Raw genomic sequence first — 13,516 nt, forward strand, 5'->3', positions numbered from 1 at the left:
GATGGACGACACATACGCCGAAACCGAATTTCGGTAAAGTGGAATATTTTTGCGAAGGCGGATTGACAGAGGGCGACACAGCAAGGTGCCGTAGGGTGCGGCAAAGGCGCAAAGCGCCGTGCCCACCATCTTTCACGAGTTCGAACGCTCGTGGGCACGCTTCCGCCATCGTCGAGAGATCGTGGGCACGGCGCAAGCGCGCCTTTGCCCACCCTACGATGCTGTGCCGGGTATCGCTGCTCTTGCCGGCCTCCACAAGCACTGTCCCGGATGTCGCTTCCGCCTTCGCTCTCCGAGCTTCGGCGGACAAGTCGCTCATCCGGGCTACGAGAACCGCGCCCTACCCCGCGCGGCGGGCGCGGGCCCGCGTCTCCCAGCGGTTCAGCATCTGGCCGAGCTCGCCGCTGACGACGGGTATGGCCGTAATAGCGCTCGCGATCTCGTTGGTGTTGGCGGGCGCGTTGGCGGGGAGCCAATCCGGCTCGGTGTACTCGCGCCAGCGGCGTGCCTCCGCACGTCGTTTGTTGGAGATGTATTCACGCGTGAAATAGCCGGCCGCGAACGCGATTCCCAGCAATACGATCAATACGATGACGCCCGCCACAATCAACTCCGTCCATCGCCCCCGGACGGTTTCTGCGCGGCAATGCGCGCGAAATCAAGGCTTGAAAGGCGCCGAACGCGTTGCATGCCGCGCTTTGTCGCAAGCAAATTTCTGCTCAAACCCGCGGAACATTTTCGAGCCTTGGTGCTGTCGCACGTCCAGCTCCAATGCATTCGAATATGACCGGATTGCGGCCCGACACCACGTGAAGGATGCGATTCCACCCCTCGCAACCGGCAACGGACCGCATTAACCTGCCCTTGCTTGGCCGGATCAACCGGCCAGCGAACATGATCGGGAGGACGCGATGACACGCCAAGAGGCTCGTGGCAAAGAGCAGCGTGACCAGGATGCTGCGCTTTCACGACGAATGCTCGTGCAGGGACTTGCAATCAGTGCGGCCACAATTGCCGGAGCCGGCTCCGCATTGGCCCAGGCCGGGCCCGCCGCACCGCCGACCACCGTTACCACCCCGCCGCGCGATTTCAGCCCGCGCGGTGCGCCGACCACTTATTTCTGGGACCCTGACATCATCGCGGTCGACCCCTCCTTCAACGATCTCGCGCAGCCCAACACCGCGATCACGCGCCTGTACACCGGCCTGCTGTGGGCCGAAGGCCCGGCGTGGAGCGCGCAGGGCCGCTATCTCCTATGGAGCGACATTCCCAACAACCGGCAGATGCGCTGGAGCGAGGACGACGGCCGCGTCAGCGTGTTCCGCACGCCGTCCAACAATTCCAACGGCAACTCCTTCGACTTCCAGGGTCGCCAGCTCTCCTGCGAGCATCTGACACGGCGAGTGACGCGCTACGAGCATGACGGCACCGCCACGGTGCTCGCCGACTCCTATCAAGGCAAGCGGCTGAACTCGCCGAACGACATCGCCGCGCATCCCGACGGCAGCTACTGGTTCACTGATCCGCCCTATGGCGGCCAGCTCTACGAAGGCGAGCCCGACGCGGCCGGCGGCCCGAGCAATGCGGGCGGCAAGCTCAATCCGCGGATCGGACAGCCGGCCGGGTTCACACCGGGCAAGCGCGAGTTGCCGACCAACTGCTACCGCATCGATCCCTCCGGCCGCATCGACCTCGTCGTCACCGAGGACCAGGTGCCGGATCCGAACGGGCTGTGCTTCTCGCCCGACTACAAGAAGCTCTACATCGCCTCCACCGGCAAGGGACCGGGCGACACGGGACCGGGCGGCAAGGGCGAAATCTTCGTGTTCGACGTCGGAGCCGACAACAAGCTGTCCAATCTCAAGAAGTTCAGCGATTGCGTGATCGACGGCGTGAAGTGCGGACCCGACGGTGTACGCTGCGACGTCAACGGCAATGTCTGGGCGGCCAGCAACGCCGGACGTGCGGTAGGTTATAGCGGCGTCACGGTGTGGTCACCGGAGGGCAAGCTGCTCGGCCGCATCCGCCTGCCGGAGGTGTGCGGCAACGTCACCTTTGGCGGTCCGAAGCGCAACCGCCTGTTCATGGCGGCGAGCCAATCGATCTACGCGGTGTACACGGCGACGCAAGGCGCAGGGCCGGGCTGAGCCAAGAGACGCCTGCCTTCTGCAGGCTTGCACCGCATCGTAGGGTGGGCAAAGCGCAAGCGTGCCCACGGTCCCTTCGATACGGAACGAGATGGTGGGCACGGCGCAAGGGCGCCTTTGCCCACCCTACGGCACTGAGCCGCACAAACGTTGAGCAAGCGCGCCGGCGTGAAGCGCCGGCGCGGAATGAATTTTCCTTTTGTGACGGCACCACGACACGTTGATCGCAGTTCTCCGATCGTCGGGCAAATCTCCGCCATCAATTCAACGAAGATAGATCGCGCAGCAGAACCGTGGCGCGGCGTGGCAGCGTGACACTCCGGCCGCGCTCGAGCATGAAGTGGGAGCCTTCGCGATGCGCCGTATGCCAAACGACACGATCATTGTCAGCGTTGGAAGCCAGGAACTCGTGATCGCGTTCGGAGACCCGGGCCTGCCCGTCGACGGCCATGGCGGCAACGACATCATGATCGCAACGGTCGATGACGGACCCAGCAGCCTGCTGTTCGTCGGTGACGAGGCGTTGCTGGAGGGCCGTTCGCATGGCGGCAACGATCTTCTCGTCGCGACGGTCCAGGGCCGCTTGCCCTATACCTATTTTGACGGGGACGCGCAGATCATGTCCGACCAGGCCCGCGGCGGCAACGACGTGCTGCATGTCGAGGCCTCGGGCGCGATCTATGCAAACGTCTATCTCTCGGGCGACGCCGAAATCGCCATGACCGGCGAAGCCAAGGGCGGCCATGACCTCATCACGGCAGAGATGGGGGACAGATCCTATGGTGCGCTCAGCGGCGATTCCGGATCGCTCATGAGCGGCAACGCCCAAGGCGGCAACGACGTCATCGGCGTGGTCCAGGCCGGCCTCTCTGGTAGCGCGTCGATATCAGGTGATGCCTTGGTGACCATGAGCGGCGATACACGCGGCGGCAATGACATTCTCGTCTATACGATCGGCGTCGATGCGCGGTCCGGCGGCGCATCGCTCCTCGGCGATAGCGGCTACATGAGCGACAATGCTCGTGGTGGGGATGACGTCCTGATCGCAACCGTCGACGGCAATCCCGACTCGACCTCCATCGTGCTCATCGGCGATGCTTCGAACATGTCGGGCAATGCTCAGGGCGGAAACGACTTCCTTCTCGGCAGCGAGCGTGGCGACTGGTTATATGGCGACGCCAGCACCTACGCCCCCTCCGCAGCCGGCTCGATCACCGGCGGCCGGGACCTCCTGAACGGCGGCGGCGGCAATGATCAGCTGTGGGGTGGACCGAACAGCGATCTGTTCGTGTTCGGCGCCGGCTCGGGCCAGGACGTGATCAATGATTTCGATCAGGGCAACAACGCCGCGGGCAGCACGGCACCAGAGTACGACGTGATCGACGTCCACGCTTACGGCTTTGCAGGCTGGGCCGAGCTGAAAAGCATGATTAGCGACGACGGTTCCGGAAACGCGGTGATCCACTTGACGGCCAACGATACGATCACGCTGGACGGCATCCATGCCGCCGACCTCCACGCCGGGGATTTCATCGTCTGAAGCGCGATGCGTGATCTCTTGACCTCACGCAGGTCATCAGGAGCGGAACGCCGCTCGTTTCGCATTTGCGTTCTATGCCGTGGACGACAGACCTCGACTTTCGCCATGTTGACTTTCCGCCATCCCGCTCCCCATACTTCGCAAAAAGAATAACAACCAACGATAAGACGGTTTTGAGGGAGGATAGGATGCCGACTTCACGCAGGCAGCTGCTGAAGAGCTCGGCGGCTGCCGCCGCCGCACTCAGCCTCGATTGGACCAGGGCCCAGGCGCAGGCCGAGAACGTACGCATCGGCCTGATCTACGATCTCACCGGCCCGTTCGCGGCCGGCGGCTCGGTCGCCTCTTCGGTCGGCGCACAGATCGCGATCGACCTCGTCAACGAGAAAGGCGGTATCGGCGGCAAATACAAGGTCGCGCCGGTCGCCGCGGATTCCCAGAGCAAGCCCGACGTTGCGATCAACGAGGCCGAACGCCTGATCAGCCAGGAGAAGATCGATATCCTCAACGGGGTCTATGCGAGCTCGCATGCGGTGCCGCTCGCGGCCAAGGTCGAACAGCAGAAGAAGATCCTCTGGATCACGACCGCGGTCTCGACCGCTGTGTTCAAGGACAAGAACCTGCAATACGTGTTTCGCGCGCAGATCCATTCGGATCAATACGGGCAGGCTTTCGCAAGCTTCATCACCGAGCATGCGAAGGCCAAGCTCGGCATGGAGGCAAAGGACGTCAAGGTCGCGTTGATCCACGAGGACGGCCCCTACGGCGTCGGCGTTGCCTCTGCCGATGAAGCCTATGCCAAGCAGGCCGGCATCCAGGTCGTGCTGCGCGAAGGCTATTCGGCCTCGGCGCCCGACCTCTCGGTGCTCGTCACCAAGATCAAGCGCGCCAAGGCCGACGTGATCTCGCATGCCGGCTACAACCCCGACATCACCCTGTTCCTGCGCCAGGCCCGCGAGAGCGGATTGCGCTTCAAGATGCTGTTCGGGGCCGGCGCCGGCTACAGCCAGCTCGACAAGCTGCGCGCCACTTTCGGGGCCGACATCGACAATTTCTGCAACATCGATCCGGTGCCGGCGCAGCTGCTCGATCCCGCAAAACTCGCGCCTGGTATGGGCGAGCTGATCAAGACCATGGTCTCACGCTATCAGGCCAAGACCGGCGCCACCGACGTGCCGCCGCACTGCTCGATGGGCTTCAACCAGACCTGGGTGCTGCTCAACAACGTTCTGCCGGTCGCCAAGGAGAAGTACGGCAGCTTCGAGCCCGAGGCCATTCGCAAGGCCGCGCTCGACGTCGACATTCCCGCCGGCGGCACCATTCAGGGCTACGGCGTCAAATTCTTCCCGCCGGGCACGCCACTCTCCGGCCAGAACGAACGCTCGACGCCGGTGGTGATGCAGAACGCCGGCGAGCACATCTCGGTGGTGTGGCCGACGAATATCCGCACGCAGGATCCGGTGTTCCCGCTGCCGAAGGGCTCGACTTACGGGGCGTAGCACAGTCGTGGCGGCGGCGAGACTGCGCTCCCTCGCCCCGCAATGCGGGGCGAGGTGACACTGCGGCTCCGCCGGTGCCCTACAACACCACCCGTCTCCCCTCCTCCGCGGCCCAATATCCCGCGTAGTTCACCTTGATCGTCTCGTAGGCCAGCGCGAGGTCGGACAGCGGCTGGCGTCCGGTTGCCACGCATTCCATGAAATCCTGGATCTCCTGCAAATAGCCCCGCGTCCATTCCTCCTCGAGGCAGACATATTGCCAACCGGTTTTGCGATCGACCTTTTCGGTGATGTAGACCGAGGCGAGCTTCTCCTCGCTGGTCTGGTAGCTCATCAGATGCGTGTTGGGGGTGATGTTGGCGAACAGCGAGCCGCCGGACGTGTAGGTCTCGATCAAATTGCGCACGCCGCCCATGATCATGTCGCCGGAGAACACGGTCGCCTTGGTGCCGTCGGAGAAGGTGGCGGTGAGTGTGCCCCAATCCTCGACATCGACCGGATTGGCCTTGATATAGGTGCGCTCCTCGGGCTTGAGGCCGGCGGTGACATTGCCGACGTCGCAGGTGACGCTGGCAACGCGGATGGTCTCGCCGCGCGTCTTGGCCTCGACCTGCTTCAGATACAGCACCGCCGAGAGCGGATGACAGCCCATGCGGATCAGCGAGCCGCCGCCGGTCATCGCCCATTGCGCGGCATGGGCCGCATGCGAGCCGGAATGGCTCTCCTCGCCCTTCATGAACAGGATTTTGTCCTTCGTCGCCCTGATGATCTCGGCGGTCTTGGTCACCGCGGGCGCGTAGACCCAGTCCTCGGCATACATGAAGAGCTTTCCGGTGCGCTCGATTGCAGCCCGCGTCGCGTCCATTTCTTCCAGCACGCGCTCATACATCAGCGCTTTCGGCACGCGCTTGCCGATCGGCACCTGATCACCGTCGCGGCCGAAATAACCGGCGAACGGCTTTTCGCAGATCACATGCTTGCCGGCCCGCATCGCCGCGACGATCATCTCCGCATGAAGATTGGGCGGCGTGCAGATGTCGACGACGTCGAGCTCGCGGTCCGCGATCAGCTCGGGAAAGCTGCGAAAGACGCGCGGGATGCCATGGCGATCGGCGAATGCGACGACGTGATCGCCGCGCGCAGCGACCGCGGCGACCTCGACGTCGAGGCCATAGACGCGCCGGAACGCATACATGTGCAGCTCCGACACGAAGCCGCAGCCGACGAGTCCGACCCTGATTTTTGCCATAGCGCCCCTCACCCTCGATTTGGGCGGCACTATAGCGTGCTGGCGGTGCTAATCCACGGAGACTCGCACCACGCCGGCGCTCATCATGCCAAGTGCGCGGGCGGCCGGCACCGAGAGATCGACGATCCGGCCACGAATGAAGGGGCCGCGATCATTGACGCGGCACTGGATCGAACGGCTGCCATAGGACACCCTGAGCACGCTGCCGAACGGACGCGTCCGGTGCGCGCAGGTCAACTCGCCGCCTTTGCCGGCTTTGCCATAGCCGTAATAAGAGGCAAGCCCGCTTTCGGCGTGAGCAACGGAAAATGCAGAAAGCGAAAAACTGGCAAGTGAACTGGCAAGAAAGAACAATAGCGTCGGCTGCGCTCGCACGGCACCGCTCCCGGTTCTCCCGCCCGGTGCTGCAAACGTCGGCTTGTTCCCCAAAGTTCCGGGAACACTGCCGGGCAATGCCCGGCAGTGCTATCACACTTTGTTACTGTCTATGAAACACCAGTGTGCGCACCTCGATGCTTTCCCGCGGCGCGGCATCCTGCGGCGTGGTCGGATCGACGAACGCCGTGTGCGGCCCGAAGCGGGTGCGGCCGTCGGTTGCGGAATCATAGCATTTGAGCAGCAGCGCCTCGTCCGGCGTCATTTCAGGGAAATAGAACCAGCGATGATTCGGATTGTACTTCACCGAATAGGTCTCACCGCTTCGGTTGGGATAGATCAGATCGGAGGCGACGAGATCATCCGGCGCGACCGTGGTGCCGTCGGCCATCGCCAGCGGTGAATCGCGCAAGGGGCCGCGGATCGGTCGCCACAGATTGATCACCTGCACGCGGCCCTTCAGCAACTGCTCGGCTTCGTCAGGCAGATGCTCGCGCACGCGATTGGCGCCGGAGATTGCGGTCTGGTCGACATGGACGCGGGTTGCCGGCTGGCGCGGGCCGCCGCCGCGGGTATCCGGCGCACCTTCGACGCGCTTACGCACGGTGTGGTCGAAGATGACGACGCGATCGGCCTGCAGCGTCGCGCGCAGGAACGCCTCGACGGCGGGATAGTACACGGCCCTCACCTCATCGTCGTCATAGAAGTCCTTCACCCGGGTCGGATGGCGCACCAGCGCAAAGCCCTCGCGGTCGAGCGAGAGGTCTTGCGCGATCAACCGCGCATCGAAGATCGGAACCTGATGCGGCTCGGCCAGCGCCGTGCTCTTCGGCTCGCCCGGCGGCGGATCGAAGGCGTAGGTGCGCGGCTTGCCCGTAACAGGCGCGAGATAGTTGAGCTCGGCAGTGACGAAGGGAAGCGATTCGATTTTTGTTTCTTGCAGGCCCATGGCCGGTCTCCCGATGTGGTCGTCGGATTGATTTTTGAGGGACTGCGGCGCGGCGCAAGGGAGGCGGTGCAAATAGCAATGGGGATGTCGCGGAGTGCAGGAAATGCAGAACGAATGTTTTGGAGATGGCAATCGGGTTGACAGCGTTCTTCTCGCCTCACGGATGCTTGAGGTATCCGTGAGGCCTCGTGTCCTGGATCACTCCGCAGCCTCGCCGCGGGCGACCTGGCGCTTGGCGACCAGCTCGCGCGTCAGCGGGATCAGCTCGCGGCCATATTCGATCGCATCGATCAGGGGGTCGAAGCCGCGGATCAGGAAATGGCTGATGCCGAGGTCGTAATAGTCGCCGAAGACTTCGGCGACCTGCTCGGGTGTGCCGACCAGTGCGGTGGTGTTGCTGTTGGCGCCGGTGAGCTTGGCGATCTCGGTCCAGAGCCGCTTGTCGATGCGGCTGCCCTGGTCGGCGAGCGCGAGCAGGCGCCGTGCACCGGCGGTGGCGTGGCCGTCCGCGGGCCTGCGATAGCCGGTCTTGTCCTGCAGTGCGGTGGCCCTCGCCAGAATCTCCTCGGCCTTCTCCCAGGCCTGCTTCTCCGTCGGCGCAATGATCGGCCGCACCGACAGGCTGAAGCGCGGCGTCGGTCGCCCCTGGCGAACCGCCGCATTGTGAACGCGCGAGGTGACGTCGCGCACCTGCGCGTAGGATTCCCCCCACAGCGCAAAGGTGTCGGCGTGCTTGCCGGCGACGTCGATCGCCGCCTCCGAGGCGCCCCCAAAGTAAACCCGGATGCCGTCGGGGCGATACGGCTTCACCTGCGAGAACGCGTTCTCGACCTGATAGTACCTGCCTTTGTAGCTGAACGGCTTGTCGCTGCTCCATTCCAGCTTGAGCACATCGAGGAATTCGGAGGTGCGGGCGTAACGCTCGTCCTTGTCGTCGAGCGTGTTGCCGTCCTGCCTGAGCTCGGTGGCATTGCCGCCGGTGATGACGTGCAGCGCGACCCTGCCGCGCGAAAATTGATCGAGCACGGCGAACTGGCGCGCCAGCAGCGTCGGGGCGGTGAAGCCGGGCCGCTGCGCGATCAGCACGTTGAGGCGGGAGGTCGTGTTGAGGATGTGCTGGGCAACTTGCAGCGCGTCCGGCGAGGTCGAATGAAACGCCAGCAGCGCGCGATCGAAGCCGGCATTCTCATGCGCCTTCGCTACCGTCTCGATGTGGATCGGGTTCAGGACGGGCCCCTCGCGAACGACGGTTTCGGACGAATTGTTGTTGCTGATGAAGCCGATGAACTCGATCGACATGATCGTCTCCCTGATTGTTTTCCGGAAAAGCTAGAGGCCCAATGCGGCGCGGCCGAGGCCGATGCGCGTGGAATCGTCCTGCGGCGTGTGCACGCGGCCGCACAGCACGTCGCGATAGTGCCGCTCCAGCGGATTGGCACGGGACAGGCCGTGATTGCCGGTGAGCGACAGCGCATCCTCCACCGCGGCAACGGCGTTGTTGGTCACGGTGAGCTTGAGGGCGCTGGACTCGCTCGCGGAGAGTTGCACGCCGTCATCGAAATCACGCGCAAACGTGTCGATCAGCCGCGCATTGACTGCGAGCCGCGCCTCGATGGCACCGAGGATCTCCTGCGCCCGCGGCAGGCTCGCCAGCGGCGCGCCGAGGCTGGCGGGAACGCGCTGCTCCAGGAACGAGATCAGCCAGTCACGCGCGGCGCGGGCGACGCCGTCATAGATCGCAGCGACGAACACCGTGTGGATGGTCGCCTGCGTGACGTCGGGCGTGCGCCAGTCCGCGGGCTTGCGCAGGTCGATCTCGGCATCGAGCGGGATCACGACGTCTTCGAAGATCACGTCGTGGCTGCCGCTGGCGCGCAGGCCGTGATGGTCCCAGGTCTCGATGATGCGCGTGCCCGGCAGACCTGCGGGCACCAGGAACTGACCGACGCGCGGCTCGGCCTCATCCGTCCGTGCCCAGACCAGATACCATGTCAGGATCGGCGAGCCCGTCGAATAGATCTTGTGACCGGAGAGGCGCCAGCCGGTCTCGGTGCGCCGCGCGATCGTCGCCGGCAGGCCACCGCGCGCGGGCGAACCGAGCTCCGGCTCGACGCGCAGCGCATTGACGAGCGCGACGCCCTCGACGCTCTCGCGCGCGAGCTTGCGCGACAGCCGCGCCGGCCAGGTCGGGCTGCGCGCGATCACGAGATGATTGATGGTGTGCATCGACAGCACCAGCGCCGTCGACGGATCGGCCTTGCCGACGATGCCGATGACGCGCGCGGAATATCTTGCGCCCGCCCCTGCACCGCCATGGATGGCCGGCACCGTCAGCGATAACAGGCCGGCCTCGGAGAGCTCGCGAAAGTTCTCGAACGGAAAGCTGCCGGTGCGGTCATGCTCGGCCGCGCGCGCGGCAAAGCCCGTCGCCAGCGCCTCGGCGCGCGCGATGAAATCAGGCTCGCTGTGGGGCGTCCGCCCTTTGGCTACAGAAGTTACCATGTGGCATCCAATCCCAGCAGACCGAGAATCTGACGGCGCAAATCAGCGAGATAAGGATCGCCGCGATGCCGTGGATAGGGCCGGTCGACGCGGATGTCGGCCTTCACCCGGGCCGGGCGATCGCTGAAGACGATGACGCGGTTGGCGAGCACCAGCGCCTCCTCGGCGTCGTGCGTCACCAGCAGCGTGGTGAAGCCCTTGCGCTGCCAGAGTGCGACGAGCTCGGCCTGCATGGTGATGCGGGTCAGCGAGTCCAGTTTTCCGAGCGGCTCGTCAAGGATCAGGATCTTGGGATCGTTGACCAGCGCCCGAGCCAGCGCAACGCGCTGCGCCATGCCGCCCGAGAGCTGGTGCGGATAGGCGTTGCGAAACGACGATAGGCCGACCAGATCGAGCGCGGCATCGACGCGGTGACGCTGGCTCTTCAAAATGCCCTGGGCCTCGAGGCCCAGGGCGACGTTGTCCCAGACCGACCGCCAGGGAAACAGGGTCGGATCCTGGAACACGACGACGCGCGATGGATGCGGACTTCTGATGCGCTCCTCGTCTTCCCGCAGCCTTCCCGCCTTGGGCTTGTCGAGGCCGGCGACCAGCCGCAGCAGGGTCGACTTGCCGCAGCCGGAGGGCCCGAGCAGCGCGACGAATTCACCCGGCTCGACGGAGATGCTGACATCGCTGAGCACCGCCAGCTCGGTGCCGTCGATGTCGAAGGCGTGGCTGACCTGCTCGATGTCGAGCGCGGCGCCGGCGGCAGAATGTGCGACCGCTTCGGCAAGAGCGGTGGCTACCATTTCACAGTCCCCTTCTGCCAGACCAGTAGCCGGTCGCGGATCGCAAACAGCAGCGTGATCGCCCCGGAGCAGAGCAGCGACATCACGATCAGCGCCGCATACATGTTGGCGTAGGCGGCCCAGCCCTGCGCCCATTGCAGGTACCAGCCGAGCCCCGCCTTGACGCCGATCATCTCGGCGACGACGAGCACGGCGAAGGACGAGCCCAGCCCCATGAACAGGCCGACGAAGACGTGCGGCAATGCTGCGGGGATCGCGACCTTCAGCACCAGGAAGGACGGCTTGGCGCCCAGCGTGCGCGCGACGTCGTAATAGGCGTTGCTGACGCTCGTGACGCCCGACCAGGTCAGCACCGTGACCGGAAAGCCGGTCGCCAGCGCGATCAGGAAGGTCGAGGCGCTCCAGCTCGACGGGAAGGTGAAGAACGCGATCGGCAGCCAGGCGGTCGCCGGCAGCGGGCCGATGAAGCGCAGCACCGGATGCACCCAATAGCCGACCGCGCGCGACCAGCCGATCGAGACGCCGGTCAGGAAGCCGACCGTGGCTCCGATCAGATAGCCGCCGAGCTGAAGCTTGACCGAGGCGAACACGCTGTCGAGCAGCTTTGGCAGATCGTCGGTATAGACCTCGATGATCGCTTGAGGCGGCGGAAAGAACGGCAGCGGCAGCCAGGCGAATTTTGCGGTCGCAATCTCCCACACGGTCAGGAACGCGCCGAGCGCGAGGAGCCAGGGCGCGCGCGTGTGCAATGCCTTGCCGGCCGATCCCAGATAATCGGCGCCGACGGTGCCGAACAGTGCGATCGCCGCAATGACGAAGGCAGCAATGCCGAGCGAATGCGTGCGCGTCCAGTCGCCGACATCCTGCCACCACAGGCAGGACAGGCCCAACGCGATCCAGGCGATGCTGGCAAGCACGCCGACGCCGGACTCCCGGATCCAGGTTGCAAGCAGTGGCGCCCGTGAAAGACGCGGCGCGCCGGAGGCGAGGCCGTCAGACAGCGAATACGTCGACATAGATGCGCTCCGCGAATTTGGCCGTGTCGGTGCTCGACTTGAAGACCTGCACGCTCTTGAGATCGTCGGCATAGGCCTTGAGCTCGCGCTTGAGCACGTCGCCGACGGGATGATGGTGATGGGTGTGGTAGCGCACCATGCCCTCGATATCGGCGAGCGAGGCCGTCTTCGGCGCGTAAGGCTGGAACGACTTTGCCGTCACGGCCGGGTTCTGCGCGGTGAACATCGCGGCGTCGAGCAGTGCTTGGGTCAACGCGCGCGCGACTTGAGGTTCTTCGCGCACGAGCGAGCCGCGCAGGCCGAGGATACAGCAACTCTTGTCGCGGTATTCGCCGTCGAGATTGGAAGCGACTTCCTTGTACTGGCTGTCCTTGAGCCAGAGATAGCCGAGCGGATCGGACGACAGGAAGGCCTGCACCTCGCCCTTCTCGACGGCGACATTGAGAAGATTGCCGGGATAGGCGCGCCAGTCGACGTCCTTGTTGGGATCGATGCCGAGCTTGGCGAGCTGAACGGAGAAGAAATTCTTGTCGGGGCCGCCGAGATCGCCGACCGCGACGATCTTGCCTTTGAGATCGGCAAGCTTGCTCACATTGGAATCGGAGCGGGTCAGGACGCGCATGCAGCCGCCATGGGTGCCGGCCGCGATCTTGACGTCAAAACCCTGCTCCAGCGGCTTCAGCCAGCGCAGCGCCATGCCGAGCCCGGCATCGCTTTTTCCGGTCGCGATCGCCTCGAGCAGTTGGTCGGTCGAACCGGAATAATTGATCAGCTCGATGTCGAGATTGTGTTTCTGGAAGAAGCCGTGCTCGATGGCGACCGGTACCGGGGCAAGGCAGACCGCGCCGGCATTCCACGAGAGCTTCAGCTTGCGCGGCGCGCCGGTGAGAACAGGCGCATCCGATGCCGTCCGGCACAGCGGAAACTCCGAGAAGTCGACGCCGGTCGCAATCGCGCCCGGCGCGAAGGCCTGCGCCGCACCAAGCGCGCCGAGCGGCGCGGCGAAGGCCGCAGCCAGTCCCGCCTGAAGCAGATGGCGCCGGTCGATCCTAGAGCCGCCGTGCTTGTTGTCGTTGTCCATCAGTCCCCGCTCCTGCGCTGGCACGGCTCCGCCGCCTGCGCAACGTGTCGCGTTGCGCATGTTCCGTGAGGAGCTGCGTTGAGAGAATGTCGTTCCGCGGCGGTCACGCGCCGCGTTGATGCGATGCGCAAATCATGCGGCGCACGCGAGGTATCGTCAATGAAATGGAATTTCGAATGTTGCGCGAAGCGAAGTCATTCTCTCCATCACCGCACGCGGTAACGATGAAAGGATTTTCGCGAGTGCGGCCGGCAATGCCGCGCGAAGCGATCACGCATGTGCATCATTCCTGTGCACCTCTCCCTCGCAAGCATACCGTCTTCTCGCGCGCGGCCATTCGATGAAACGTCCTTACCTGACGCGCACG

At 64.6% G+C, this 13,516-nt stretch carries 12 protein-coding genes; 3 read left to right on the forward strand and 9 right to left on the reverse strand.

The genetic code is table 11. The annotated features are described in order from the left end of the window. Positions 1-340 precede the first annotated feature (340 nt). Entirely contained in the window at positions 341-604 is a 264-nt protein-coding gene (locus tag IVA79_RS27205; RefSeq protein WP_247558771.1) for a hypothetical protein, read from the reverse strand. A 307-nt stretch (positions 605-911) separates the two neighbouring features. Here IVA79_RS27205 and IVA79_RS27210 point away from each other — a divergent pair, with 307 nt between their 5' ends. The 3 genes from IVA79_RS27210 to IVA79_RS27220 all read left to right on the forward strand — a co-directional run bounded on the left by IVA79_RS27210 (position 912) and on the right by IVA79_RS27220 (position 5,186). Continuing rightward, positions 912-2,147, forward strand: coding sequence for an SMP-30/gluconolactonase/LRE family protein (locus IVA79_RS27210; protein ID WP_247558774.1), 1,236 nt, complete (start codon positions 912-914; stop codon positions 2,145-2,147). Positions 2,148-2,502: 355 nt separating this feature from the next. After that, positions 2,503-3,687, forward strand: a complete 1,185-nt coding sequence (locus IVA79_RS27215) for a hypothetical protein (protein ID WP_247558776.1) — start codon at positions 2,503-2,505, stop codon at positions 3,685-3,687. A gap of 188 nt (positions 3,688-3,875) precedes the next feature. Continuing rightward, a complete protein-coding gene (locus tag IVA79_RS27220; protein WP_247558778.1) occupies positions 3,876-5,186 on the forward strand; it encodes an ABC transporter substrate-binding protein in 1,311 nt (436 codons plus the stop codon). Between the two features lie 79 nt (positions 5,187-5,265). Here the strand turns inward: IVA79_RS27220 and IVA79_RS27225 are convergent, their stop codons facing one another. The 8 genes from IVA79_RS27225 to IVA79_RS27260 all read right to left on the reverse strand — a co-directional run bounded on the left by IVA79_RS27225 (position 5,266) and on the right by IVA79_RS27260 (position 13,149). Next, positions 5,266-6,435 carry a Gfo/Idh/MocA family oxidoreductase gene (locus IVA79_RS27225; protein WP_247558780.1) on the reverse strand — a complete coding sequence of 390 codons (1,170 nt, stop codon included), beginning with the start codon at positions 6,433-6,435 and terminating at the stop codon, positions 5,266-5,268. Positions 6,436-6,483: 48 nt separating this feature from the next. Beyond that, a complete protein-coding gene (locus IVA79_RS27230) occupies positions 6,484-6,810 on the reverse strand; it encodes a septal ring lytic transglycosylase RlpA family protein (RefSeq protein ID WP_247558782.1) in 327 nt (108 codons plus the stop codon). 103 nt (positions 6,811-6,913) lie between these two features. After that, entirely contained in the window at positions 6,914-7,759 is an 846-nt protein-coding gene (locus IVA79_RS27235; protein ID WP_247558784.1) for a CmcJ/NvfI family oxidoreductase, read from the reverse strand. Between the two features lie 198 nt (positions 7,760-7,957). After that, positions 7,958-9,058 (reverse strand): LLM class flavin-dependent oxidoreductase, encoded by a 1,101-nt coding sequence (locus tag IVA79_RS27240; protein WP_247558786.1) that lies wholly within the window; start codon positions 9,056-9,058, stop codon positions 7,958-7,960. 30 nt (positions 9,059-9,088) lie between these two features. Beyond that, entirely contained in the window at positions 9,089-10,261 is a 1,173-nt protein-coding gene (locus IVA79_RS27245; RefSeq protein ID WP_247558788.1) for an acyl-CoA dehydrogenase family protein, read from the reverse strand. After that, positions 10,255-11,052 carry an ABC transporter ATP-binding protein gene (locus IVA79_RS27250; RefSeq protein ID WP_247558791.1) on the reverse strand — a complete coding sequence of 266 codons (798 nt, stop codon included), beginning with the start codon at positions 11,050-11,052 and terminating at the stop codon, positions 10,255-10,257. The genes IVA79_RS27245 and IVA79_RS27250 overlap by 7 nt, the downstream gene beginning before the upstream one ends. Beyond that, positions 11,046-12,068 carry an ABC transporter permease subunit gene (locus tag IVA79_RS27255; RefSeq protein ID WP_247558793.1) on the reverse strand — a complete coding sequence of 341 codons (1,023 nt, stop codon included), beginning with the start codon at positions 12,066-12,068 and terminating at the stop codon, positions 11,046-11,048. The genes IVA79_RS27250 and IVA79_RS27255 overlap by 7 nt, the downstream gene beginning before the upstream one ends. Then, positions 12,046-13,149 carry an ABC transporter substrate-binding protein gene (locus IVA79_RS27260; RefSeq protein WP_247558795.1) on the reverse strand — a complete coding sequence of 368 codons (1,104 nt, stop codon included), beginning with the start codon at positions 13,147-13,149 and terminating at the stop codon, positions 12,046-12,048. The genes IVA79_RS27255 and IVA79_RS27260 overlap by 23 nt, the downstream gene beginning before the upstream one ends. Positions 13,150-13,516 lie beyond the last annotated feature (367 nt).

Origin of the sequence: Bradyrhizobium sp. 138 (genome assembly GCF_023074075.1) — a bacterium.
Lineage (GTDB): Bacteria > Pseudomonadota > Alphaproteobacteria > Rhizobiales > Xanthobacteraceae > Bradyrhizobium.

What these genes read in the sequence shown, in the direction of transcription:
- IVA79_RS27215 (WP_247558776.1), top strand. Translation starts at nt 2,503, where the DNA reads ATGCGCCGTATGCCAAACGACACGATCATTGTCAGCGTTGGAAGCCAG.
- IVA79_RS27235 (WP_247558784.1), bottom strand. Translation starts at nt 7,759, where the DNA reads ATGGGCCTGCAAGAAACAAAAATCGAATCGCTTCCCTTCGTCACTGCC.
- IVA79_RS27225 (WP_247558780.1), bottom strand. Translation starts at nt 6,435, where the DNA reads ATGGCAAAAATCAGGGTCGGACTCGTCGGCTGCGGCTTCGTGTCGGAG.
- IVA79_RS27250 (WP_247558791.1), bottom strand. Translation starts at nt 11,052, where the DNA reads ATGGTAGCCACCGCTCTTGCCGAAGCGGTCGCACATTCTGCCGCCGGC.
- IVA79_RS27255 (WP_247558793.1), bottom strand. Translation starts at nt 12,068, where the DNA reads ATGTCGACGTATTCGCTGTCTGACGGCCTCGCCTCCGGCGCGCCGCGT.
- IVA79_RS27220 (WP_247558778.1), top strand. Translation starts at nt 3,876, where the DNA reads ATGCCGACTTCACGCAGGCAGCTGCTGAAGAGCTCGGCGGCTGCCGCC.
- IVA79_RS27245 (WP_247558788.1), bottom strand. Translation starts at nt 10,261, where the DNA reads ATGGTAACTTCTGTAGCCAAAGGGCGGACGCCCCACAGCGAGCCTGAT.
- IVA79_RS27260 (WP_247558795.1), bottom strand. Translation starts at nt 13,149, where the DNA reads ATGGACAACGACAACAAGCACGGCGGCTCTAGGATCGACCGGCGCCAT.
- IVA79_RS27240 (WP_247558786.1), bottom strand. Translation starts at nt 9,058, where the DNA reads ATGTCGATCGAGTTCATCGGCTTCATCAGCAACAACAATTCGTCCGAA.
- IVA79_RS27210 (WP_247558774.1), top strand. Translation starts at nt 912, where the DNA reads ATGACACGCCAAGAGGCTCGTGGCAAAGAGCAGCGTGACCAGGATGCT.